This is a genomic window from Paracoccus sp. PAMC 22219, assembly GCF_000787695.1.
Taxonomy (GTDB): Bacteria; Pseudomonadota; Alphaproteobacteria; order Rhodobacterales; family Rhodobacteraceae; genus Paracoccus.
The window spans coordinates 1-21,669 of the sequence record NZ_BBPH01000073.1; the positions used below are offsets into that span (position 1 = coordinate 1).

The 21,669-nt window shown below is 68.8% G+C and carries 21 protein-coding genes and 1 pseudogene; 10 read left to right on the forward strand and 12 right to left on the reverse strand.

The window, feature by feature from the left end; translation table 11 throughout:
* Positions 1-21: 21 nt before the first annotated feature.
* Complete coding sequence (dapA, locus tag TY51_RS08635; RefSeq protein ID WP_042248456.1) at positions 22-897, reverse strand: 4-hydroxy-tetrahydrodipicolinate synthase; 876 nt, start codon at positions 895-897, stop codon at positions 22-24.
* A 123-nt stretch (positions 898-1,020) separates the two neighbouring features.
* Between dapA and TY51_RS23335 the strand changes: the two genes are divergently transcribed.
* Together TY51_RS23335 and TY51_RS23340 are read left to right on the forward strand one after the other, a co-directional pair.
* A complete protein-coding gene (locus tag TY51_RS23335; protein WP_231558974.1) occupies positions 1,021-1,659 on the forward strand; it encodes a hypothetical protein in 639 nt (212 codons plus the stop codon).
* Positions 1,660-2,366: 707 nt separating this feature from the next.
* Complete coding sequence (locus tag TY51_RS23340; protein ID WP_255351399.1) at positions 2,367-3,083, forward strand: lytic transglycosylase domain-containing protein; 717 nt, start codon at positions 2,367-2,369, stop codon at positions 3,081-3,083.
* Here TY51_RS23340 and TY51_RS08645 read toward each other — a convergent pair.
* The 3 genes from TY51_RS08645 to TY51_RS08655 all read right to left on the reverse strand — a co-directional run bounded on the left by TY51_RS08645 (position 3,049) and on the right by TY51_RS08655 (position 5,877).
* The gene (locus TY51_RS08645; RefSeq protein WP_081994816.1) at positions 3,049-4,002 is read right to left on the reverse strand and encodes a DMT family transporter; all 954 of its coding nucleotides are present in this window, start codon (positions 4,000-4,002) and stop codon (positions 3,049-3,051) included. The two genes, TY51_RS23340 and TY51_RS08645, sit on opposite strands and share 35 nt — an antisense overlap.
* A 99-nt stretch (positions 4,003-4,101) precedes the next feature.
* On the reverse strand, positions 4,102-4,890 hold the full coding sequence (locus tag TY51_RS08650) for an inositol monophosphatase family protein (RefSeq protein ID WP_042248392.1): 789 nt from the start codon (positions 4,888-4,890) through the stop codon (positions 4,102-4,104).
* A 72-nt stretch (positions 4,891-4,962) separates the two neighbouring features.
* Positions 4,963-5,877 carry a LysR family transcriptional regulator gene (locus tag TY51_RS08655; protein WP_042248395.1) on the reverse strand — a complete coding sequence of 305 codons (915 nt, stop codon included), beginning with the start codon at positions 5,875-5,877 and terminating at the stop codon, positions 4,963-4,965.
* A gap of 92 nt (positions 5,878-5,969) precedes the next feature.
* Here TY51_RS08655 and metF point away from each other — a divergent pair, with 92 nt between their 5' ends.
* Positions 5,970-6,842, forward strand: a complete 873-nt coding sequence (metF, locus tag TY51_RS08660) for a methylenetetrahydrofolate reductase [NAD(P)H] (RefSeq protein WP_042248398.1) — start codon at positions 5,970-5,972, stop codon at positions 6,840-6,842.
* 7 nt (positions 6,843-6,849) lie between these two features.
* Here the strand turns inward: metF and TY51_RS08665 are convergent, their stop codons facing one another.
* On the reverse strand, positions 6,850-7,926 hold the full coding sequence (locus TY51_RS08665; protein ID WP_081994818.1) for a DUF2235 domain-containing protein: 1,077 nt from the start codon (positions 7,924-7,926) through the stop codon (positions 6,850-6,852).
* Between the two features lie 35 nt (positions 7,927-7,961).
* Positions 7,962-9,116: a type III PLP-dependent enzyme gene (locus tag TY51_RS08670; RefSeq protein ID WP_042248401.1), complete on the reverse strand. Its 1,155-nt coding sequence runs from the start codon at positions 9,114-9,116 to the stop codon at positions 7,962-7,964.
* Between the two features lie 170 nt (positions 9,117-9,286).
* Here TY51_RS08670 and TY51_RS08675 point away from each other — a divergent pair, with 170 nt between their 5' ends.
* The 4 genes from TY51_RS08675 to TY51_RS08690 all read left to right on the forward strand — a co-directional run bounded on the left by TY51_RS08675 (position 9,287) and on the right by TY51_RS08690 (position 13,456).
* Positions 9,287-9,718: an Lrp/AsnC family transcriptional regulator gene (locus tag TY51_RS08675; RefSeq protein WP_042248403.1), complete on the forward strand. Its 432-nt coding sequence runs from the start codon at positions 9,287-9,289 to the stop codon at positions 9,716-9,718.
* Positions 9,719-9,786: 68 nt separating this feature from the next.
* Positions 9,787-10,137: a DUF1428 domain-containing protein gene (locus TY51_RS08680; RefSeq protein WP_042248405.1), complete on the forward strand. Its 351-nt coding sequence runs from the start codon at positions 9,787-9,789 to the stop codon at positions 10,135-10,137.
* Positions 10,138-10,195: 58 nt separating this feature from the next.
* A complete protein-coding gene (locus TY51_RS08685; protein ID WP_042248408.1) occupies positions 10,196-13,057 on the forward strand; it encodes a valine--tRNA ligase in 2,862 nt (953 codons plus the stop codon).
* 75 nt (positions 13,058-13,132) lie between these two features.
* Positions 13,133-13,456, forward strand: a complete 324-nt coding sequence (locus TY51_RS08690; protein WP_231558975.1) for a DnaJ family domain-containing protein — start codon at positions 13,133-13,135, stop codon at positions 13,454-13,456.
* Here the strand turns inward: TY51_RS08690 and TY51_RS08695 are convergent.
* Genes TY51_RS08695 through TY51_RS08705 form a run of 3 tightly spaced genes read right to left on the reverse strand, consistent with a single transcriptional unit; the run spans position 13,443 to position 16,181 of the window.
* Positions 13,443-14,546 carry a pyridoxal phosphate-dependent aminotransferase gene (locus TY51_RS08695; RefSeq protein WP_042248412.1) on the reverse strand — a complete coding sequence of 368 codons (1,104 nt, stop codon included), beginning with the start codon at positions 14,544-14,546 and terminating at the stop codon, positions 13,443-13,445. The genes TY51_RS08690 and TY51_RS08695 overlap by 14 nt on opposite strands.
* Positions 14,546-14,782: an Lrp/AsnC ligand binding domain-containing protein gene (locus TY51_RS08700; RefSeq protein WP_042248415.1), complete on the reverse strand. Its 237-nt coding sequence runs from the start codon at positions 14,780-14,782 to the stop codon at positions 14,546-14,548. The genes TY51_RS08695 and TY51_RS08700 overlap by 1 nt, the downstream gene beginning before the upstream one ends.
* 25 nt (positions 14,783-14,807) lie before the next feature.
* Positions 14,808-16,181, reverse strand: coding sequence for an MATE family efflux transporter (locus TY51_RS08705; protein WP_042248418.1), 1,374 nt, complete (start codon positions 16,179-16,181; stop codon positions 14,808-14,810).
* Between the two features lie 173 nt (positions 16,182-16,354).
* On the opposite strand from TY51_RS08705, the gene TY51_RS08710 reads away from it, so the two are divergent.
* The 3 genes and pseudogenes from TY51_RS08710 (at position 16,355) to plsY (ending at position 19,165) form a co-directional block, all read left to right on the forward strand.
* Complete coding sequence (locus TY51_RS08710) at positions 16,355-17,314, forward strand: aspartate carbamoyltransferase catalytic subunit (RefSeq protein WP_042248422.1); 960 nt, start codon at positions 16,355-16,357, stop codon at positions 17,312-17,314.
* Positions 17,314-18,593 (forward strand): annotated as a pseudogene (pyrC, locus tag TY51_RS08715) (dihydroorotase). Before TY51_RS08710 ends, pyrC begins: the two are co-directional and overlap by 1 nt.
* A complete protein-coding gene (plsY, locus tag TY51_RS08720) occupies positions 18,590-19,165 on the forward strand; it encodes a glycerol-3-phosphate 1-O-acyltransferase PlsY (RefSeq protein ID WP_042248425.1) in 576 nt (191 codons plus the stop codon). Before pyrC ends, plsY begins: the two are co-directional and overlap by 4 nt.
* A 3-nt stretch (positions 19,166-19,168) precedes the next feature.
* Here the strand turns inward: plsY and TY51_RS08725 are convergent, their stop codons facing one another.
* The 3 genes from TY51_RS08725 to TY51_RS08735 form a co-directional block, all read right to left on the reverse strand.
* The gene (locus tag TY51_RS08725; RefSeq protein ID WP_156117962.1) at positions 19,169-19,543 is read right to left on the reverse strand and encodes a hypothetical protein; all 375 of its coding nucleotides are present in this window, start codon (positions 19,541-19,543) and stop codon (positions 19,169-19,171) included.
* A gap of 171 nt (positions 19,544-19,714) precedes the next feature.
* Entirely contained in the window at positions 19,715-21,085 is a 1,371-nt protein-coding gene (locus TY51_RS08730) for a glutamate--cysteine ligase (RefSeq protein WP_042248429.1), read from the reverse strand.
* Between the two features lie 71 nt (positions 21,086-21,156).
* Positions 21,157-21,663, reverse strand: coding sequence for a hypothetical protein (locus TY51_RS08735; protein WP_052649977.1), 507 nt, complete (start codon positions 21,661-21,663; stop codon positions 21,157-21,159).
* Between the last annotated feature and the right edge of the window lie 6 nt (positions 21,664-21,669).

Here is a 21,669-nt window from a genome sequence, read left to right on the forward strand (position 1 = left end):
CCCGCCGTCGCGGGACGCAGGTCAGGTCAGGCCCGCATGCTCCAGCGCCGCGTCGATCAGGTGGCGCGTCGGCTCGGTCAGCGGCGTCAGCGGCAGGCGCACCCGCTCGTTGCACAGGCCAAGGCGCGACATCGCGTATTTCGCGCCCACCAGACCCGGCTCGACAAAGATCGCCAGATGCAGCGGCATCAGCCGGTCCTGGATCTCCAGCGCCGCGGCGTAATCACCGCGCAGCGTGGCCTCCTGGAACTGCGCGCACAGGCGCGGCGCCACGTTCGCGGTCACGCTGATGCAGCCCACGCCGCCATGCGCGTTGAAGCCAAGGGCGGTCGCGTCCTCGCCCGACAGCTGGATGAAATCCGCCCCGCAAGTCATGCGCTGACAGCTCACCCGTTCCAGCTTGCCGGTCGCGTCCTTGACGCCGATGATCGACGGAATCCGCGCCAACACCCCCATCGTCTCCGGCATCATGTCGACGACCGACCGCCCCGGAATGTTGTAGATGATGATCGGCAGGTCGCAGGCATCCGTCAGCGCCGTGTAATGCGCGATCAGCCCCGCCTGCGTCGGCTTGTTGTAATAGGGCGTGACGACCAGCCCCGCATCCGCGCCCACGCTGGCCGCGTGCTGCAAAAGGCCGATCCCCTCGCGCGTCGAATTGGACCCCGCGCCCGCGATCACCGGCACGCGGCCATTCACCGCACGCACGACCTCCTCGATGACGGTGCGATGCTCGTCATGGGTCAGGGTGGGGCTTTCGCCGGTGGTGCCCACGGGAACCAGGGCGTGGCTGCCCTGGTCGATATGCCAGTCGACCAGCTTCTTCAGCGTGTCCAGATCCAGCTCGCCGTCCGGGGTGAACGGCGTGACGAGGGCTGGCATCGACCCTTTGAACATGACACGCTCCATGATGATCCTTGGTGAAAGCAGGCAATTGCGCGGCCATCCCTAACCAAGGGCCGCGAACTTGCCAAGGTTGTGAATTGCACGCGGGGCGTTTGACGGTGACACAGGGTGGTGATGCGACTTCTGCGTGACATGATGATGGCGGGCCTTCTGGCCCTGACCCTGGCCCTGCCCGCACGGGCCGAGGATCCGGGCGCGATGGCGCTGGCCCTGGCCGCGACCCAGGTCCAGGACTGGGTGACCGCCCGCGACGCCGCCCGCGCCGCGGGCCCCCTGGGCGAGGCGCTGGTCGGCTGGCACGCCCTGCGCGCAGGCCACGGCGATTTCGCCGATTACGCGGCCTTCCTGCGCAACCATCCCGACTGGCCGGGCCTCGACCTGCTGATCCAGCGCGGAGAGGCGCGGTTGCGCCCCGGCGCCGATCCCGACGACATCCGCCTGTGGTTCGACGGCCGCAGCCCCACCACGCGGGCCGGGCTGAACGCGCTGACCGCGATCCTGCCCGATGCCGACGCGCCCGCACGCGCGCGGCCTTCTTCACCGCCCAGCCCCTGCCGGCCGAGGATGAGACCGCCCTGCTGGCAGCCTTTCCCGAACTGCTGCCCCTGGTCCCTGCCCGCGTCACCGCGATGCTGGACACGGGCGAATGGGCGCAGGCCGAACGCCTGCTGGCGCGCCTGCCCGAGGCCGACCGCCCCCTGCCCCGCGCCCGGATCGCCGTGCAGGCGGGGCGCGCGGGCGTCGACGACCTGATCCTGGCGCTGCCAGAGGGTCAGCGCGCCGATCCGGGCCTGGCGATGGACCGCTTCGACTGGCGCGTGGGCGCCCGCCAGCATGATGGCGCCCAGACCCTGCTGCTCGAATCCTCGACCAGCGCGGATGCGCTGCGCGTTCCGGCGCGGTGGGCGTCGATGCGGGTGGATTACACCCGTCTGGCGATGCGCAATGGCGATTGGGACCGCGCGCTGCGGCTCGCCACGCCGCATTTCCTGACGCCCGACAACCGCCATTATGCCGACCTGGAATGGCTGGCGGGCTTTGCCGCGCTGAAGACCGGCGATCCGGCCCGCGCGCTGACCCATTTCGACCACCTGGAAACCGTCGTGGGCGCCGCGATCAGCACGTCCCGCGCCCTGTACTGGCAGGGCCGCGCGCACGAGGCCCTGAGCGACGCCGCCGCCGCCCGCACCGCCTTTGATGCCGCGGCCGACCTGCCCGGCACCTATTACGGCCAACTGGCGATGGAAAAGGTGGGCCGCACCCTGCCCGCCGATTACGCCGTGGCTGATGCGGCCATCGACAGCCTGCCCGACTGGCGCGGCAGCGCGCTGCGCGAGAACGCGATCTTTCGCGCCGGATTGTGGCTGGTCGCCAGTGGCCGCCGCGACGATGCGCAACGTTTCCTGCTGCACCTTGCCGAAACCGCGACGCCCGATGACATCGCCCGCATGTCGCGCCTGATGTACGAGGCCGGGACCCCCTGGCACGGCCTGCGCCTGGCCAAGCAGTCGGCCAACCAGGGCGTGATCTGGCCCGTCGCGCATTTCCCCCTGACGGGGCTGGAGCGCGAGGATCTGGGCCCGCCCGCGGAGCTGGTCATGGCCATCGCGCGCCAGGAATCGGAGTTCAACTACACCGCCAGCAGCCCGGTTGGCGCGCAGGGGCTGATGCAGGTCATGCCCGGCACCGCCGAACAGGTCACCCGCCAGATCGGCATGCCCTATGACCTGGGCCGCCTGTCCAGCGATGCGGCCTACAACGCGCGGATCGGGTCGCAATACCTGATCGACCTGGCCGACCGGTTCGGCCCGTCGGTGGCGCTGATCGCGGCGGGCTATAATGCGGGGCCGGGACGTCCGGCCCGCTGGCTGGGCGATTTCGGCGACCTGCGCCGCGACATGGACCCGGTGGACTGGGTCGAGCTGATCCCCTTCGACGAGACCCGCAACTATGTCATGCGCGTGGCCGAGGCGCTGCCGATCTATCGGGCCCGCATCCACGGCACGCCCGCGCCGGTCGTCACCCGGTGGGACCTGTCGGGCGGCGGCGCGGTGCCGCCCCCGCCGGCGCGCCTGACGCTGGCCCTGTCGGCCAAGCCGCGGCCCAAGCCCTTCATCGGTCCGCGCCTGCCCGCGGACTGGTTCACTGCGACCGGGCCCGCTGTCGCCACAGAGTGAACAGGCTGGCCGCGACCACGATGCAGGCGCCCGCCACCACGTTGGTGCGCAGCGTCTCGTCGAACAGGAACACGCCCAGGATGCTGACCCAGACCAGCTGGGTATAGCCGAAGGGCTGCAGGGCCGACGCCTCGGCCATCTCATAGCTGCGGATCATCAGATAGTGCGAGGTCATGCCGCAGACGCACAGGCAGGCCATCCAGACCCAGTCCATCGGCGCCAGCCACTGCCAGTCCCAGATGCCCACCAGCGTCATCGCCACCGCCCCCGACACGCCGGTCCAGAAAAAGCTGACCATCGCCGGATCGTCGCGCGACACGTGCCGCGTCAGCAGACCGTACAGCGCGAACATCAGCGCGGCCGCAAAGGGCAGCAGCGCGGTCACGCTGATGACCCCGCCGCCGGGGTTCAGGATCACGATGATACCGGCGAATCCCACGGCGATGGCGGTCCAGCGCCGCCAGCCGACCTTTTCGCCCAGGACCGGCCCCGACAGGGCCGCGACCAGCAGCGGATAGACGGAAAAGACCGCATGCGTCTCGATCAGGCCCAGGCGGACGAAGGCCTCGACCATGATCAGCACCTCCAGAGCCAGGATCACGCCGCGGGCGATCTGGGTCAGGGGGCGTTTCGTGCGGATGGCGCGTTTCAACCCGCCCGGCTGGCGCGCGACCAGCGCGATCACGAACAGCGCAAAGACCCAGTAGCGGATCATCACGATCAGCACCGGCGGATAGCCCCCGCCCAGAATCCGCGAAAACACGTCCTGGAACGCAAAGATCAGGCTGACCGCGCACATCATCGCGATGGCAAGGCCGGTGCGGTCGCGGACGGGGGCCTGCCCCTCTGGCGGAACCGGGGGCGGCGCCGCGACGGCGGCGGATGCGGCATAGGGCGGGGCGGGTCGGTCGTCGGACATGGGCGCACGCTTTCAGGGTTGCCCCCTGTTGCGCCCGCCATTCCGCAAGGTCAAGCGAGGGTCAGGGTTGCACGACCTGCAACCCTGACCTGTTGCGCCCTAGTCGCGGGCGCGGATGATCTTGGCAAAGGGTTCCAGCAGCGTCGGGTTTGCGGCCACGATGCGGCCCGATTCCAGCGGGTCGTCGCCCTCGCGGATGCCGTGGACGAAACCGCCGGCCTCGCGCACCATCAGGATGCCCGCGGCCACGTCCCAGGATTTCGTGCCGCGTTCCCAATAGCCGTCGAACCGGCCGCCGGCGACATAGGCCAGGTTCAGCGCCGCCGACCCGAACCCGCGCACGCCCGCGCAGACGGGCATCAGCTGCGCCAGATCCTGGATCATCGCGGGCAGCGGCCCGGTGCCCGCATGCGGGATCCCGGTCGAGAACACCGATTCGGACAGCTTGGTGCGGCCCGACACGCGCAGGCGCTGGTCGTTCATATAGGCGCCGGTGCCCTTTTCGGCCACGAACATCTCGTCCTTGGCGGCGTCGAAGATGACCGCCGCGACGATCTCCTTCTTGTGCTCCAGCGCGATGGAGACGGCCCAGTGCGGCAGGCCGTGCAGGAAGTTCGTGGTCCCGTCCAGCGGGTCGACGATCCAGCGGCGGGTGGGGTCGTCGCCCTCGGTCCTGCCGGTCTCCTCGCCCAGCCAGCCATAGCTGGGGCGGGCGGTCATCAGCTCTTCCTTGATCAGGCGTTCGGCCTCGCGGTCGGCGCGGGTGACGAAATCGCCGGCGCCCTTGACGCTGACCTGAAGGTTCTCGACCTCGCGGAAGTCCTTGACGAGGGCGCGACCCGCCTTGCGGGCGGCCTTGATCATCACGTTCAGATTGGCGCTTGCCATCGGGTGCTCCGGGAATTGGGGTTGGCGCGTCATAGGGCAGACGCGGCGGAAAGCCAAGCATGACGCGCCCGTTCAGCTGGACGGGCCGCGCAGCATCCGCAGGGGTTCGGTGCGCGACAACCGCAGCACATGCGCCATGTAGGGCTGCGACAGGTCGCCCGACCGCACCGCTGCGTACAGGCGGCGGCGGATCCCCTGCGGCCCCAGGGGCAGCAGCACCAGTTCCGGGTTCGCGGCCTCGCGCCGCAGGACCCAGTCCGGCATGACCGCGACACCCCGCCCGGAGGCCACCAGCATCAGCGCCACCGCGGTCAGCTCGACCGTCCGCTGGCGCAGGGGTTCGATGTTCGCGGGGGTCAGGAACTGGCTGAAGACATCCAGCCGCGCGCGGTCCATCGGATAGGTGATCAGCGTCTGATCCGCCAGATCGGCGGGATCGGCATGACCCTTGGCGACCAGCGGATGGCCCGCGGGCACCACCAGCGTCGGCGCGTAATCGAACAGCGGCTGGAAGGTGACGCCCGCCAGATCCTCGGGATCCGAGGAGATCACCAGGTCCACCTCCTCGCGCACCAGCGCGGGCAGCGCGCCAAAGGCAAGACGCTGGCGGATGTCCACATCCACGTCGGGCCAGGCGCGGCGAAAGATGTCCAGCACCGGCAGCAGCCAGTCAAAGCAGGCGTGGCATTCCATCGCGATGTGCAGCCGCCCGATGCGCCCGGCCTCGACGCCCTTGAACTCGGCCTCGGTCGCGGCGACCAGGGGCAGGACCTGTTCGGCCAGGCGCAGCAGGCGCATGCCCGCGGCGGACAGGCGCATCGGCTTGGTGCTGCGCACGAACAGCTGGGCGCCGGACTGTTCCTCCAGTGCCTTGACCTGATGGGACAGCGCGCTTTGGGTGATGTTCAGCACCTCGGCGGCGCGGGCCAGGCCGCCCTGTTCGTGGATGGCATGCACGGTGCGCAGATGGCGCAGTTCCAGATGCATGATGAAACGCCCTCACGTTGATGTTGAAGATTATGAATTTGTCTCACGCCGCGACGCATGGCACAAGAGCTGCCAACACGAAGGGATTCGCCATGACCACGCCGCATGTCAGCTTTGAGTTCTTCCCGCCCAAGACGCTGGAAGCCTCGTTCAAGCTGTGGGAAACCGCCAAGGTGCTGGCGCCGCTGGCCCCCGATTTCGTGTCGGTCACCTATGGCGCCGGCGGCACGACCCGCAAGCTGACCCATGAGGCCGTGACCACGATCAACCGCCAGTTCGGGCTGGCGGTCGCCGCCCACCTGACCTGCGTCGAGGCGACCCGCGCCGAGACGATGGAGATCGTGCAGTCCTATGCCGATGCCGGGATCACCGAGATCGTGGCCCTGCGCGGCGACGCGCCCAAGGGCGCCGACCGTTTCACCCCGCATGCCGACGGCTTTGCCAATTCGGTCGAGCTGATCGAGGCGATCGCCGCCCGCGGCGACATGACCATCCGCTGTGGCGCCTATCCCGAACCGCACCCGGACAGCGCCGATGGCGATGCCGACGTGACCTGGCTGAAACGCAAGGTCGAGGCGGGCGCGACCAGCGCGATCACGCAGTTCTTCTTTGAACCCGAAACCTTTTTCCGGTTCCGCGACAAATGCGTGGCGGCGGGTATCGACGCGCCCATCATCCCCGGCCTGCTGCCGGTGCAAAGCTGGGCCGGGACCAAGCGTTTCGCCGCGACCTGCAACACCACCGTACCGGACTGGGCCGAAGAGGCGTTCCAGCTGGCCGCCCTGGACGGCCCCGACGCACAGCGCGTGCTGGCGACCGACCTGTCGGTGGATCTGTGCGAAAAGCTGATCGCGGGCGGTGTGGACAAGCTGCATTTCTATACACTGAACCGCCCGGAACTGACCCGCGACGTCTGTGCCGCCCTGGGCGTGCGCCCCAAGGCCGGGCTGGAGGCCGTGGCCTGACGACAGCCTAGGCCGGATCGACGGGCGGGCGGCGCCAGCGCGCGACGATTCCCACAGGCGATGCCCTGCGCGGCGGTCGGTGCACAGCCAGGTGGCCGGTCAGGCGGGCCTGGCCGGGGACGGGGTTTGGCACGGTCGGATGCAACGTCTCGGTCGTGTAGCGGCCTGCAATGCGGGGCGCGCGCGCCAAGAAGGCCTTGCCCCAGTTGCGCCATGTCCCGATCGACGGGGCCGTCGCATCGCAGGGAAACAGGCCGCGCCAGCCGGGCGGCAGGGGAAGCCCGACCTGTTCGGCCCGATCCAGCATCCAGACCAGCGGGATGTTCGCCAGGGGCCGCGAAAACTCGAACCCCGACAGCTGTCCGCCGATATCGGGATGCGCGCCGCGGAACCACATCTGCTCGATCCGGCCCGCCGCATGGGCATCGTCCCACAGCAGCGGCGCAAAGGCCGCGCGGGTCTCGTCCAGGGCCAAGGCCTGGAACCCATGCTCGATCCCCTGCCCCAGATGCGCGTCGTGGAACCGGAACCGCGGTTCGGTCAGCATCCACAGCACCGGCAGGCGCAGGCCCAAGGCCATCACCGTGTCGAAACAGCCGACCATGCGGATCGGCGCCTGCGCGTGACAGCGCCTGCGCCGGAACGCGGCCATCGCCTGCGGCGTGCCCCCCTGATGGTAATAGCGCCAAGCCAGCCGGATATGGCGATCGGTCGCCGCCTGCGCCTGCAACAGGCCCACGCGGCTGATCATCCCCGCCAGGCTGCGGATCGCAAAGGCCCCGCGGGAATAGCCCAGCATGAAGATCAGGTCGCCGGGGCGATAGCCGCTGGCCAGCCAGCCATAGGCGTCGGTGATTCGGGCTTCCAGGATGCGGCCCATCATCAGGTCGGGCAGCGTGCGCCAGCGCGTCCATTGCTGGCCCATGCCGTAATGGATGCGGACGCGGCCGGGGGGCATGGCGCTCAGCTGCCCCGTCAGCAGGCGGTGGATGCGACCGATGGAACTGCGCCGCCCGTCGGCCAGCGACGCGAAGGTGCCGTCCATCAGCACGACATGGGTGGTGGGTGGTCGAACAGGTATCATGCCCCCAAGGCTAGCATGGGGGCATGAGGAAACCGTTACGACAGGCGCATCACGGTCGCGTTGGTCACCGCGCCAAAGCCGTTGAACCGCGTGTTCGTGACCGTCGAATAGGCGCCGGCCCCGTGGAAGATGACAAAGTCGCCTTCCTGGATCGTGTCCGGCAGGGCCAGTTCGCCCGGCAGGCGGTCGACCGAATCGCAGGTCGGGCCAAAGATGACGCGGCCGCCGGCCTCGCCCTCGCGCGGGGTGCCCTTGGGGGTCAGCACCTCGATGCGGTCGATGTTGCCGATGATCGGCAATTCGGCCAGACCGCCATAGACGCCGTCGTTCAGGAACACGTGGCCGCCGTCGCGCACGCCCTTGACCCGGGTGATCAGCGCATAGGCGTCGGCCACGATGCCGCGGCCCGGTTCGCAGACCAGGTCGGGCGCGTCGGTCCCGAACATCTCGGTCACGGTGTCCGCGATCTCCTGGAAGATCGAGGTCAGGTCGGGCTCGACCCCGATGACGCGATGCGAAGGGAAGCCCCCGCCCACGTTCAGCCGCACCGCGCGCACGCCCGCCATGTCGCAGATGTCCTTGGACACCCGGATGTAGCTTTCCCACGCGATCGGGTCGGTGCATTGCGTGCCCGGATGGAAGGTCAGCGACGGGACATAGCCGCGGCGCGCGACCTCTGCCAGCAACTCGGCCGCCAGTTCGGGCGATGCACCGAACTTGGACCCGAAATCATAGGCCGCCCCCAGAACCGGCAGCTTGAAGCGGGGCGATATCTCGACCCCCTTGCCGTCGACATGGGTCGGCACCTGGTCGAACAGCTTGTCCAGTTCGGACCGGCTGTCCACGGACCAGGCGCGGATGTTCTGGGCCACGCCATGCGCGATCTCGGACCGGGCGCGGACGGGGTTGTGGTAATGGCGCGCGGCATGCGGCGCCATGCGGCCGATCAGGTCGATCTCGAACGGGGACGCCACGTCGAATCCGCGAATGCCGGCGGCGACGAGATTCTGGATCACGGCCTCGTCGGGGTTGGACTTGACCGCATAGGTCACCAGCCCCGGAAAGCCGTCGATGAATTGCCGCGCACGGTCCTGCAGGACTGTCGGCGCGAAGACCATGACCGGATGTTCCGGGGCCAGATGTCGGATGACCTCGGCCGGATTGTCCCAGACGGTCTTCTGTTGTCCCATTGCGGTTCCTTTCGCAGGAGGCTGGTGGTGGTGATGGGCTGAACTGCGTCAACCCAGAATGGCGCTTTTGGGTTCCGATTTCACCGATGAAAAGGGTAGAATCGCGCCCCGTCCCGGTTATTATGACGCAGTTCATGTCATTTTGACGAAACAGGCAGGCAAGGGCGGCTTTGGACGATCTGGATCGCAACATTCTGGCGCAGCTGTCGGGCGATGCGCGCATGTCGGTGGCCGTTCTGGCCCGCCGGCTGCGCGTCGCGCGGTCCACCGTGCAGGCCCGCCTGGAACGGCTGGAAAGCACCGGCGCCATCGCCGGATACACCCTGCGCCTTGGCGAGGCCGCGCGCGGCGCCCGCATCCGTGCCACCGTGCTGCTGGGGATCGAACCCCGTGCCCAGCCCGGCGTGCTGTCGCGGCTCAAGACCCTGCCCCAGGTCGAACGCGTCCACACCACCAGCGGCCGGGTCGACCTGCTGCTGCAACTGGCGACGGCATCCACCACCGAACTGGACGAGACGCTGGACCGCATCGGCGCGATCGAGGGGGTGCGGTCGTCGGAAAGCCTGATCCACCTGGCGACCAAGCTGGATCGTGCCGTCTAGGCGTATCGGCTGTTGCCTCGAATCCCCTGCCGGCGGACACTGTGGCCGTTGACGCAAGGGAGGATGCGATGACCTATTATTCCGGGTTCGTGCTGGCCGTGCCTGCGGACAAGCGCGACGATTATGCCGATCACGCCGTCAAGGCCTGGCCGATGTTCAAGCGCCACGGCGCGCTGCGCATGGTCGAATGCTGGGGCGAGGACGTGCCCCACGGCAAGCAAACCGACTTCTATCGCGCCACGCAGGCCACCGGAGACGAGGTGCCGGTGTTCTCCTGGATAGAATGGCCCGACCGCGCGACCGCCGATGCCGCATGGGCCGCGATGATGACCGAGGACCATTCCGACATGGCAGAGATGCCCTTTGACGGGGCACGGATGTTCTGGGGCGGTTTCGCCCCCATCGTGGACGTGTCCTGACGGGCTTGGCCTTTGGCCCTGCATTCGCTAATCCCGCTGCAACAGATGGGGTGATGCGATGACGATGGACAAAAGCTTTGACGCGGCGGATGCCGAGGCCCGGATCGCGGCCGAATGGGAGGCGACGAACGCCTTTGCCGCCGGGGCCAATGCCCGGCGGTCTGAAACCTTCACCGTGATGATCCCGCCCCCCAACGTCACCGGCAGCCTGCATATCGGCCACGCGCTGAACAACACGCTGCAGGACATCCTGGTCCGCTGGCACCGGATGCGCGGGTTCGACACGCTGTGGCAGCCGGGTCAGGACCATGCGGGCATCGCCACGCAGATGGTCGTCGAACGCCGCATGGCCGAACGGGGTGAACCGAACCGCCGCGAGATCGGGCGCGATGCCTTCACCGCCAAGATCTGGGACTGGAAGCGCGAATCCGGCGACACGATCATCAACCAGCTGAAGCGCCTTGGCGCCAGTGCTGACTGGTCGCGCAATGCCTTCACCATGTCCGGCGCCCCCGGTGCCCCCGCGGGCGAGGAGGGCAATTTCCACGACGCGGTGATCCGGGTCTTCGTCGACCTGTACAACAAGGGCATCATCTATCGCGGCAAGCGGCTGGTGAACTGGGACCCCCATTTCGAGACCGCGATCAGCGACCTGGAGGTCGAGAACCGCGAGGTTCCGGGCCATATGTGGCACTTCAAGTACCCGCTGGCCGGGGGCGCGACCTATGAATACGTCGAACGCGACGAAGACGGCCGCGTGACCCTGCGCGAGACGCGCAACTATATCAGTATCGCGACCACGCGGCCCGAAACGATGCTGGGCGACGGCGCGGTGGCGGTCCATCCGTCCGACGAACGCTATGCCCCCATCGTGGGCCAAATGGTCGAGATCCCGGTCGGCCCCAAGGAGCACCGCCGCCTGATCCCGATCATCACCGACGAATACCCCGACCCGACCTTTGGGTCCGGCGCGGTCAAGATCACCGGCGCGCATGATTTCAACGACTATGGCGTGGCGATGCGGAACAGCATTCCCTTGTACGCGCTGCTGGACACAAAGGGCGCGATGCGCGCCGACGGGCTGTCCTATGCCGACAGCGCCGCCATCGCGTCCCGCGCCGCGGCGGGCGAGGATGTGGGCGACGTCACGGCCGTCAACCTGGTCCCGGACGATCTGCGCGGCCTGGACCGGTTCGAGGCCCGCAAGCGGGTCGTCGATGCGATCACCGCCGAGGGCCTGGCCGTCACCTATCTGCACCGCGAGATCGAGCCCGAGACCGGGGCCGAGCATCTGGAGCGCCGCCCCGTGATCGACGCCAAGCCGATCATGCAACCCTTCGGCGACCGCTCTGGCGTGGTGATCGAGCCGATGCTGACCGACCAGTGGTTCGTGGACACCAAGCGCATCGTCGAACCCGCGCTGGAGGCCGTCCGGTCCGGCCGCACGGAGATTCTGCCCGAACAGCACAAGAAGGTCTATTTCAACTGGCTGGAGAACATCGAGCCCTGGACCATCAGCCGCCAGCTGTGGTGGGGCCACCAGATCCCGGTGTGGTACGATTCGGAGGGCAACCAGTATTGCGCGCCCACCGAGGCCGAGGCGCAGGCAATGGCGCCGGGCAAGACCCTGACGCGCGACCCGGACGTGCTGGACACCTGGTTCAGCTCGGGGCTGTGGCCCATCGGGACGCTGGGCTGGCCGGAGCCGACCGAAGAGCTGAAGCGGTATTTCCCGACCGATGTGCTGGTCACGGGCTTTGACATCATCTTCTTCTGGGTCGCCCGGATGATGATGATGCAGCTGGAGGTCGTGGGCGACGTGCCGTTCAAGACCGTCTATGTCCACGGGCTGGTGCGCGACGAAAAGGGCGCCAAGATGTCCAAGTCCAAGGGCAACGTGATCGACCCGCTGACGCTGGTCGATGCCTATGGCGCGGACGCGCTGCGGTTCACGCTGACCAGCATGGCGGCAATGGGGCGCGACCCCAAGCTGGGGCCCAAGCATGTCGAGGTGAACCGCAACTTCGTCACCAAGATCTGGAACGCCACCCGCTTTGCCGAGATGAACGGCGTGCGCGGCGGCGGGGCGCGGCCCCAGCCCACCCATACCGTGAACCGCTGGATCATCGGAGAGACCGCGCGCATCCTGATGGCGACGGACGAGGCGCTGGCCGGCTATCGCTTCAACGACGCGGCGACGGGGCTTTACGCCTTTGTCTGGGGCAAGGTCTGCGACTGGTACGTGGAATTCGCAAAGCCGCTGTTCGACGGCGATCACGCCGAGGAGACGCGCGCCACGATGGGCTGGGTGCTGGATCAGTGCTTTGCCATGCTGCACCCGATCATGCCCTTCGTCACCGAGGAGCTGTGGGCGCTGACCGGGGATCGCGACCGCATGCTGGTGCATGGCGACTGGCCGGAACTGGGCGCCGACCTGATCGACGCGGATGCGGATCGCCAGATGAACTGGGTCATCGCGCTGATCGAGGGCGTGCGGTCGGCCCGCGCGCAGATGGGCGTGCCGGCGGGGGCCAAGCTGGACCTCGTCGTGACCGAGGCGGACGACGCGGCGCGCGCGGCGCTGGCCGACAACGGTCCCTTGATCGAACGGCTGGCGCGGGTGAACCCTGCCGCGGACGGGGTTGCCGGCAAGGGGATGATCGCCGTGTCGGTGCAGGGGGCCAGTTTCGCGCTGCCGATCGGCGACGTGATCGACGTGGCGGCGGAAACGGCGCGCCTGCAGAAGGCCGAGGGCAAGGTCCGCAAGGATGCCGAGGGCCTGTCCAAGCGCCTGTCGAACCCGAAGTTCGTCGAGAATGCCGATGCCGAGGTGATCGAGGAGACCACCGGCAAGCTGGCCGCGCTGGAGGACGACATCGCCCGCCTGCAGGCCGCGCTGGCGCAGCTGGCGGCGATGTGAGCCTGCGGCCCGGCGCGCCGGTGGGGCGGCCGGGCCATGGGTATTTTGGCAACGGAGAACCGTGAGGGGGCGCGAGTGGGCTGGCTAGAGCGGATCGCCGAACGGATGATGCTGAAGGCCCGCGCCGAAGGCAATCTGGCGGGGCTGGAGGGCGAGGGCAAGCCCCTGCCCGACCGGCCCATCAAGACGGACGCGACGGCGGCGGGGTTCCGGATCATGGCGCAGGCCGGGGTGCTGCCGCAGGAGATCGTGCTGAAGAAGCAGGTGATCGCCGCGCAGGCCCGCCTGACCGACCTGCCCGAAGGCCCCGAGCGCGCGGCCCTGCTGGCCGAGATCGCGCGGTTGCAGATGCGTCAGGCCATCGCCGAGGAGGCCCGTCGCCGCTTCATGCGGGATTGAGGGCGGCCATCGCGCGGGGCAACGCGTCCTCGAACACGTCGAGTTCGTGGATCGGCGCGGCGCTGATGCGGATGCAGCGGTCCAGGGGGGCGACACCCGGCATGCGGGCGAACACGCCCTGCCCCTCCAGCGCGGCGATCAGGGTGCGGGCGAAGGCGCCATCGCGATGGGTGTCCAGCGCCACGAAATTCGTGGCCGAGGGCAGCGCGGTCAGGCCGCTTGCGGCGCCGATATCGGCGATGCGCAGGCGGGCGGCCTGAACCTCGGCCACGACATGGGCCAGCCAGCCCTGGTCGGCCAGCGCTGCCAGCGCACCTGCCTGGGCGATGCGGTTCACCCCGAAATGGTTTCGCACCCGGTCAAAGCCCGCGATCAGGTCCGGCGCGCCGATCGCATAGCCGATGCGCGCCCCGGCCAGCCCGTAGGCCTTGGAGAAGGTCCGCATGCGGATCACCCGCGGATCGTCCGCCGCGATGTCGGGGATGGCCGAAGACGGCGCGAATTCGGCATAGGCCTGATCCAGCACCAGCAGGCAGTCGGGCGGCAGGCGGTCCAGCATCGCCGCGATCACCGCGCCGTCGTGCCAGCTGCCCATCGGGTTGTCGGGGTTGGCCAAATAGATCAGCCGCGCGCCCGTCGCGTGGGCGCGGTCCAGCAGCGCGTTGGGATCTTCGGCGTCGTTGCGATAGGGGACCTTGTGCAGGACACCGCCAAAGCCCGCGACGTGATAGTTGAAGGTGGGATAGGCCCCGTCAGAGGTGACCACCGCATCGCCCGGCGCGATCACCATCCGCACCAGGTTGCCCAGCAGGCCGTCGATGCCCTCTCCGACCATGATGCTGTCCGGGGTCGTGCGGTGATGGGCCGCCAGCGCGTGGGACAGATCAAGGCTGGGCGCGTCGCCGTATTTCCAGACCTGCCCCACGGCCTCGCGCATGGCGCGGGCGGCCAGCGGGCTGGGCCCGAACGCGCTTTCGTTCGCGCCAAGGCGGGCGGCAAAGGGCGCGCCGCGGCGGCGTTCCAGCGTTTCGGGGCCGACAAAGGGCACGGTCGCGGGCAGGCCCGCCACCAGGGGCGCAAAGGGCGGCATCAGAACGCGCGAAAGGTCATGGTGGTCAGGGTGCGGCTGATATGCGGGATGTCGAACAGCCGGTCCGACAGGAAGCGGCCGACATCCTGATCCTCGGGGATGTAGACCTTGGCGATCAGGTCGAAATCGCCGGAGGTGGAATACAGCTCGCTGACGACCTCGCGGTCGTAGATGGCCTCGGCGACCTGATAGGTCTTGCCGGGCTCGCAGCGGAACTGGACGAAGACGGCGCGCATGGGAAAGCTCCTGTTTGGGGGCAGGTTAGACCGTGGCCGTGGCGCGGGTCCAGTCCCCGCGCGCGTGGCCGCGCCAGAACCGCCGCATCAGCAGGACTGCGGCAAAGGTCAGCCCGACGCACAGGCCCAGCCACAGCCCCGCGGGGCCGAACCCCAGGGGAAAGGCCAGCGCCCAGGCCACCGGCATGCCCACGACCCAATAGCTGAAGCCCGCGATCCACATCGGCACCTGCGTGTCCTGCACCCCGCGCAGGAAGCCCAGAGCGATCACCTGGAACGCGTCGGTCAGCTGGAACAGCGCCGCATACATCAGCAGCATCGCGCCAAGCGCCACGATCTGGGGGGCCTGCGGGTCCGTCGGGTCCAGGTACAGCCGGATCAGCTGTTCGGAAAACAGCAGGTACAGGATGATCGCCACGACGGCGAAGGCCAGCGACATCCACACCACGGTCACCGCCGCGTCGCGCATCCAGGCGCGATCGCCGCGGCCCTTGGCCTGCCCCACGCGGACGGTCGCCGCGTTGGACAGCCCCAGATGCGCCATGAAGGTGATCGAGGTGATCTGCAGCGCGATGCCATGGGCGGCCAACTGGGGCGTGCCGATCCAGCCCATCATGATGTTCGAGGCGACGAACAGCCCGCCCTCGGCCACCATGGTCAGGCCGATGGGCCAGCCGATCCGCGCGATCTGGCGCATCGCCTGCCAGTCGGGGCGCCAGAAGCGCTGGAACAGGTTGTACTTGCGCGCGATGGGTACCCAGGCCGCATAGGCGATCAGGGCCAGCAGCTGGACCACCTGGACGGTGACGCTGGCGATGGCCGCGCCGCGCACGCCCAGTTCAGGCGCGCCCAGGTTTCCGAAGATCAGCACCCAGTTCAGCGCCAGGTTCAGCGGCAGCCCGGCTAGGGTGACCCACATGACGACCTGCGTCCGCTCCAGCGCGGCCAGATAGGACGACAGGGTCAGCTGACCCAGCACCACCGCCAGGCCCCAGCCCGCGATGCGCAGGTAATCCTGCGCCAGCGCGCTGACCATGTCGGTCTGGCCCAGGGCCTGCAGGATCGGTTCGGACCACCACATCAGCGGCATCACCGCCAGGCCATAGCCCGCCGACAGCCACAGCGCCATGCGGGCCCCGCGGCGAACCTCGGTCTCGCGGCCGGCGGCGACATGGGTCGCGATCAGGCCCAGAACGCCGATACCGAAGCCCATGCCCAGGAAGAACAGGATGTGAAAGAAGCTGGTCGCGATGACCAGGGCGGCCAGCGGCTCGACCCCGTACCAGCCGATCATGACCGTGTCGCCCACGCCGATGGCCATGCGCGCCAGATGGCTGCCGATCAACGGCAGGCCCAACGACAGGGTCGCAAGAACGTGGGGGCGGTATCGGCTGTGCATCGTCCTGCCATATCCGCAGCCGCAAAATGCGGCAAGGGGCGGCATTGCACGCCCTGCAACATTTCGCGCCCCGCATCGGCGGAAAGGCGACCCGGCCACCCGCCCGCGCGGCTTGCCGCCCCTGCCCCCATCTGCGATAGATCGCGCGAACACCGTCCCCCAGGAGGCCCCCGATGAGCTTTCGCGCCCGCCATCTTCTGGGCATCGACCATCTCAAGCCCGACGAGATCGTGTCGCTGCTGGACCTGTCTGAGGATTACGTCACCCTGAACCGCCGCACGGTGAAACATTCCGACGCGCTGGCCGGCATGACCCAGATCAACATGTTCTTCGAGAACTCGACCCGCACTCAGGCCAGCTTCGAGCTGGCGGGCAAGCGGTTGGGGGCCGACGTGATGAACATGGCCGTCGCGCAGTCGTCGGTGAAGAAGGGCGAGACGCTGATCGACACCGCGCTGACGCTGAACGCGATGCAGCCCGACCTGCTGGTGGTGCGCCATCCGCATTCCGGGGCGGTCAACCTGCTGGCGGAAAAGGTGAACTGCGCGGTCATCAATGCGGGCGACGGGCGGCACGAACATCCGACCCAGGCCCTGCTGGACGCGCTGACGATCCGCCGCGCCAAGGGGCGGCTGCAGCGCCTGACCATCGCCATCTGCGGCGACATCGCCCACAGCCGCGTGGCCCGGTCGAACCTGATCCTGCTGGGCAAGATGGAGAACCGCATCCGCCTGATCGGTCCCGCCACCCTGATGCCCGCGGGCGTCGCCGACATGGGCGTCGAGCTGTTCGAGGACATGCGCGAGGGTCTGAAGGGCGTCGACGTCGTGATGATGCTGCGCCTGCAGAAGGAGCGGATGGACGGCGGCTTCATCCCGTCCGAACGCGAATATTTCCACCGCTTTGGGTTGGACGCGGAAAAGCTGGCGCTGGCCGCGCCCGACGCGATCGTCATGCATCCCGGCCCGATGAACCGCGGGGTCGAGATCGACGGCACCATCGCCGACGACATCAACCGCAGCGTCATCCAGGACCAGGTCGAGATGGGCGTCGCCGTCCGCATGGCGGCCTTGGACCTGCTGGCCCGCAACCTGCGCGCCAGCCGTGGCCGCACCGCCGTCGGAGAGCCGTGATGGACCTGATCTTCCGCAACGCCCGCCTGATCGACCCCGAGGCCCAGACCGAAGACATGGGCAGCCTGCGCGTCACCGACGGCCTGATCGCCGGACGCGGCGCGCCCGAGGAACCGGCCCCCGAAGGTGCCACCGTCATCGACTGTCGCGGCCGCGCGCTGCGCCCGGCCTGATCGACTGGGGCGTCAAGATCGGCGAACCGGGCGAACGTCACAAGGAGAGCTTTCGCAGCGCGGGCCGCGCGGCCGCGGCGGGCGGCGTCACCACGATCATCGCGCGCCCCGACACCACGCCCCCCATCGACACCCCCGAGGCGCTGGAATTCGTCGCCCGCCGCGCCAGCGACGCGCCCGTCCACATCCGCCACATGGCCGCCCTGACCAAGGCCCGCGAAGGCCGCGAGATGACCGAGATCGGGTTCCTGACCGATCTGGGCGCAGTGGCCTTTACCGATGGCGTGCGCGTGGTGCGCGACACCAAGCTGCTGGGCCGCTGCATGACCTATGCGCGCGGCCTGGACGCGCTGATCGTGGGCCATCCGCAGGACCCGTCGCTGTCCCACGGGGCGGCGGCGACCAGCGGCAAGTTCGCGTCCCTTTACGGCATCCCCGCCGTGTCCCCCATGGCCGAGGTGATGGGCCTGGACCGCGACCTGGCGCTGGTCGCGATGACGCGGGGGCGGTACCACGCCGACCAGATCACCGTGGCCGCCAGCCTGCCCGCCCTGGCGCGGGCGCGCGATGCGGGGCTGGACGTGACGGCGGGGATCTCGATCCACCACCTGACGCTGAACGAATTCGACGTGGGCGATTACCGGACCTTCTTTCGGTTCACCCCGCCCCTGCGGTCCGAGGATGACCGCCTGTCCATGGTCGATGCCGTGGCCCAGGGCTTGATCGACACCATCGCCAGCTTTCACACCCCGCAGGACGAGGAATCGAAACGCCTGCCTTTCGAAGCCGCAGCCCCCGGCGCCGTCGGCCTGCAGACCCTGCTGCCCGCGGCCCTGCGCCTGTACCATCAGGGCGGCCTGACCCTGCCGCAGCTGTTCCGCGCCATGGCGCTGAACCCCGCCCGGCGGCTGGACCTGTCCGCCGGACGCCTGTCCGACGGCGCGCCCGCCGATCTGGTGCTGTTCGACCCCGACGCGCCCTTCGTGCTGGACCGCTTTGCGCTGCTGTCGAAGTCGAAGAACACACCCTTTGACGGGGCCCGGATGCAGGGGCGCGTTCTTGGCACCTGGGTCGCGGGCACCCCCGTTTTCGGAGACCACGCATGATCCTCTGGGCGATCTTCGGCTATCTTCTGGGCTCCGTCCCCTTCGGCCTGGTCATCACCCGCGCCCTGGGCCTGGGCGATCTGCGCCAGATCGGGTCCGGCAATATCGGCGCGACAAACGTGCTGCGGACCGGCAACAAGGGCGCCGCGCTGGCCACGCTGCTGCTGGATTCGGGCAAGGGCGCCATCGCCGTCCTGCTGGCCCGCCATTTCGGCGGCGAAACCGCCGCGATCCTGGCGGGCGGCGCGGCGTTTCTGGGCCACTGCTTCCCGGTCTGGCTGCGCTTCAAAGGCGGCAAGGGGGTGGCCACGTTCCTGGGCACGGTGATCGCGCTGAACTGGCCTCTGGGGCTGATCGCCTGCGCCACCTGGGCGCTGACCGCCGCGGTCACCCGCATCAGCAGCCTCAGCGCGCTGCTGGCCGCGGCCCTGGCCCCGGTCTTTGCCTGGGTGCTCGGCCGGCCCGACATCGCGGCGGTTGCGGCCTTCATGGCGGTGCTGATCTTCATCCGGCACCACGCCAACATCAGCCGCTTGATGGCCGGAACCGAACCCCGGATCGGCCGCAAGTAACGCTCAGCGCGTGGCGACCAGACCACGTCCCGGACGCACGGGGCGACCGGGCGCGTCCGCCAGCCCGGTGGGCGTGAACGGCCCCTGCATGTGCGCGGCAGGCTCAGGCTCGGCAACCGCTGCGGGCAGCGTGCCACCAAGCCGCTGCAACGCCTCGGCCCCGCGCCGCGCCGACACAGCGATCGAGATCAGCGCAAGACACGCCCCCGCCAGCAGGATCAGGGCGACCAGTCCCAGCAGTCCCAGAAAGATCGGCCAGGGCGGTATGCCCTCGGCCTGCCGGACCAGCACCACGACCGCCCCAAGCAGCGCCAGCACCCCCAGTCCAAAGACCACGGCCACCAGACGGCCCATCCACTGCATCACATCACCACGCATCGCATGCCCCCGCATCTTTTGCGCCGGGGTGCCACCACTGACGGCCCAGTTCAAGGCTTGGCGGGCAACCACGCCTCACACTCGCGTGCGTCCGCTATCCCGTGGGACGCCCAAGGGGGGTCCGGGGGGACGGGACGTCCCCCCGGCGCGTCGCGGGACGCAACCCGGCGATCAGTAGGAATATTCGTCGTAGATCCGCGTCAGATCGCCGTCCCACGCGCCATGGTACTTCTCCAGCAGCTCGTCGGCGGGGACCTTGCCGCTGTCTACGCTTTCCTTCAGCGCGTTCAGGAAATGCGTCTCGTCTGGGACGAGCCCGTCATTGCCGGACCGGGCGCGGGCCCTCAACCCGCCCTCGGCGATGGCCAGAACCTCGCGAGCCAGATCGTGCATCTTCACGCCACCGACCTGCGCCTGCAGCCCGTCGCGGCCCGCAGCCACGCGCAGCGCCTCGCGGGTCTCGGCGTCCCAATCCTTGATCAGATCGGTCGCGGCATCCAGCGCGCCCTGGTCATAGGTCAACCCGACCCACAGCGCCGGCAGCGCGCACAGCCTGCGCCACGGGCCGCCATCGGCACCGCGCATCTCGATGTATTTCTTGACGCGGGCCTCGGGGAACACGGTGGTCATGTGATCGGCCCAGTCCGACAGGGTCGGCACCTCGCCCGGCAGGGCCGGCAGCTGCCCCTTGAGGAAATCGCGGAAGCTTTGGCCCAGGGCGTCGATGTATTTCCCGTCGCGATAGACGAAGTACATCGGCACGTCCAAAACGTAATCGACCCATGCCTCGTATCCGAAGCCGTCCTCGAAGACGAAGGGCAGCATGCCGGTCCGCGCCGCATCCAGGTTCTGCCAGATATGCGCGCGCCAGGACTTCATGCCGTTGGGCTTGTTGTCCAGGAACGGCGAATTGGCAAACAGCGCGGTGGCCACCGGCTGCAGCGCCAGCGCGACGCGCATCTTCTGGACCATGTCGGCCTCGGACGCGAAATCCAGGTTCACCTGCACGGTGCAGGTCCGGTACATCATCTGCGTGCCAAGCGTGCCCACGCGACCCATGTAATCGGTCATCAGGCGATAGCGCCCCTTGGGCATCATCGGCATGTCGCCCGCGGCCCAGATGGGCGCGGCGCCCAGCCCGATGAAGCCCGCGCCGATGTCTGCGGCAACAGCCTCGACCTCGGCCAGGTGGCCGTTCACCTCGTCGCAGGTCTGGTGGATCGTCTCCAGCGGCGCGCCGGACAGTTCCAGCTGGCCGCCGGGCTCCAGGCTGACATTCGCGCCGTCGCGTTCCAGCCCGATCAGCTTGCCCGCCTCCAGCACCGGGGTCCAGTTGAAGCGGTCGCGCAACCCCTCCAGCATGGCCGTGATCGACACGGGGCCTTCGTAGGGCAGCGGCATCTTGCGCGCATCGTCATAGCCGAACTTTTCGTGCTCGACGCCGATGCGCCAGGCATCCTTGGGCTTTTCGCCACTGGCGATATAGGCGGCCAGCTGGTCGCGATGTTCGATGGGGCCTCCGCCCTGCTGGGGAATGGACATGGACGATGAGGCCTTTCAAGGGTTTCCGGTCGGTCACAGGTGGCAACGCGGGCGGGCCAAGTCAAGCCGCCTCAGCCCGGCCTCCGCCAAACGGTGCGCATCGCGTCCTTCTGGCGGGCCACATGCGCCAGTGCCGCCGACACCGCGCCCATGTCCAGACCGGGCAGCGCGGTGAAGGCATCGGCCAGCGCCCCCGCCCCCGCCGCGTCGGCGGGGATCAGCAGTGCCTCGCCCGTCTGGCTGCGCAGGCGCCAATGGGCATGCCCGTCCAGCCGCAGCAGGCGGATCTCGATCAGGTCGCGCAGGGGGATTTCCCCGCCCATGTCGGTGGCGCCATAATAGCGGATCGCCCCCTCGACGATCTCGACCACGCCGGGGGCCGCGACATCACGGCGAAAGGGCGTGCGGCGCAGCGCCCCAAGGGCCAGGCTGCCCGCGACCAGCGCCCCTGCCCCGCCCAGGACCGCAAAGAACCAGCCGCCCCAAAACGCCACCCACAGCGCGGCCAGCGCCAGCGCGGAGAAGATCAGCAGTTCGGCATGGGTGCGCAGCAGGCTGCGCAGGTCGGGCCGGGTCACGGACGG

Bases quoted from the DNA above. Each gene is read 5' to 3' on its own strand.
- dapA (WP_042248456.1), bottom strand. From the start codon at position 897: ATGTTCAAAGGGTCGATGCCAGCCCTCGTCACGCCGTTCACCCCGGAC.
- TY51_RS23335 (WP_231558974.1), top strand. From the start codon at position 1,021: ATGCGACTTCTGCGTGACATGATGATGGCGGGCCTTCTGGCCCTGACC.
- TY51_RS23340 (WP_255351399.1), top strand. From the start codon at position 2,367: ATGTACGAGGCCGGGACCCCCTGGCACGGCCTGCGCCTGGCCAAGCAG.
- TY51_RS08645 (WP_081994816.1), bottom strand. From the start codon at position 4,002: ATGTCCGACGACCGACCCGCCCCGCCCTATGCCGCATCCGCCGCCGTC.
- TY51_RS08650 (WP_042248392.1), bottom strand. From the start codon at position 4,890: ATGGCAAGCGCCAATCTGAACGTGATGATCAAGGCCGCCCGCAAGGCG.
- TY51_RS08655 (WP_042248395.1), bottom strand. From the start codon at position 5,877: ATGCATCTGGAACTGCGCCATCTGCGCACCGTGCATGCCATCCACGAA.
- metF (WP_042248398.1), top strand. From the start codon at position 5,970: ATGACCACGCCGCATGTCAGCTTTGAGTTCTTCCCGCCCAAGACGCTG.
- TY51_RS08665 (WP_081994818.1), bottom strand. From the start codon at position 7,926: ATGATACCTGTTCGACCACCCACCACCCATGTCGTGCTGATGGACGGC.
- TY51_RS08670 (WP_042248401.1), bottom strand. From the start codon at position 9,116: ATGGGACAACAGAAGACCGTCTGGGACAATCCGGCCGAGGTCATCCGA.
- TY51_RS08680 (WP_042248405.1), top strand. From the start codon at position 9,787: ATGACCTATTATTCCGGGTTCGTGCTGGCCGTGCCTGCGGACAAGCGC.
- TY51_RS08685 (WP_042248408.1), top strand. From the start codon at position 10,196: ATGACGATGGACAAAAGCTTTGACGCGGCGGATGCCGAGGCCCGGATC.
- TY51_RS08695 (WP_042248412.1), bottom strand. From the start codon at position 14,546: ATGCCGCCCTTTGCGCCCCTGGTGGCGGGCCTGCCCGCGACCGTGCCC.
- TY51_RS08700 (WP_042248415.1), bottom strand. From the start codon at position 14,782: ATGCGCGCCGTCTTCGTCCAGTTCCGCTGCGAGCCCGGCAAGACCTAT.
- TY51_RS08705 (WP_042248418.1), bottom strand. From the start codon at position 16,181: ATGCACAGCCGATACCGCCCCCACGTTCTTGCGACCCTGTCGTTGGGC.
- TY51_RS08710 (WP_042248422.1), top strand. From the start codon at position 16,355: ATGAGCTTTCGCGCCCGCCATCTTCTGGGCATCGACCATCTCAAGCCC.
- plsY (WP_042248425.1), top strand. From the start codon at position 18,590: ATGATCCTCTGGGCGATCTTCGGCTATCTTCTGGGCTCCGTCCCCTTC.
- TY51_RS08725 (WP_156117962.1), bottom strand. From the start codon at position 19,543: ATGCGTGGTGATGTGATGCAGTGGATGGGCCGTCTGGTGGCCGTGGTC.
- TY51_RS08730 (WP_042248429.1), bottom strand. From the start codon at position 21,085: ATGTCCATTCCCCAGCAGGGCGGAGGCCCCATCGAACATCGCGACCAG.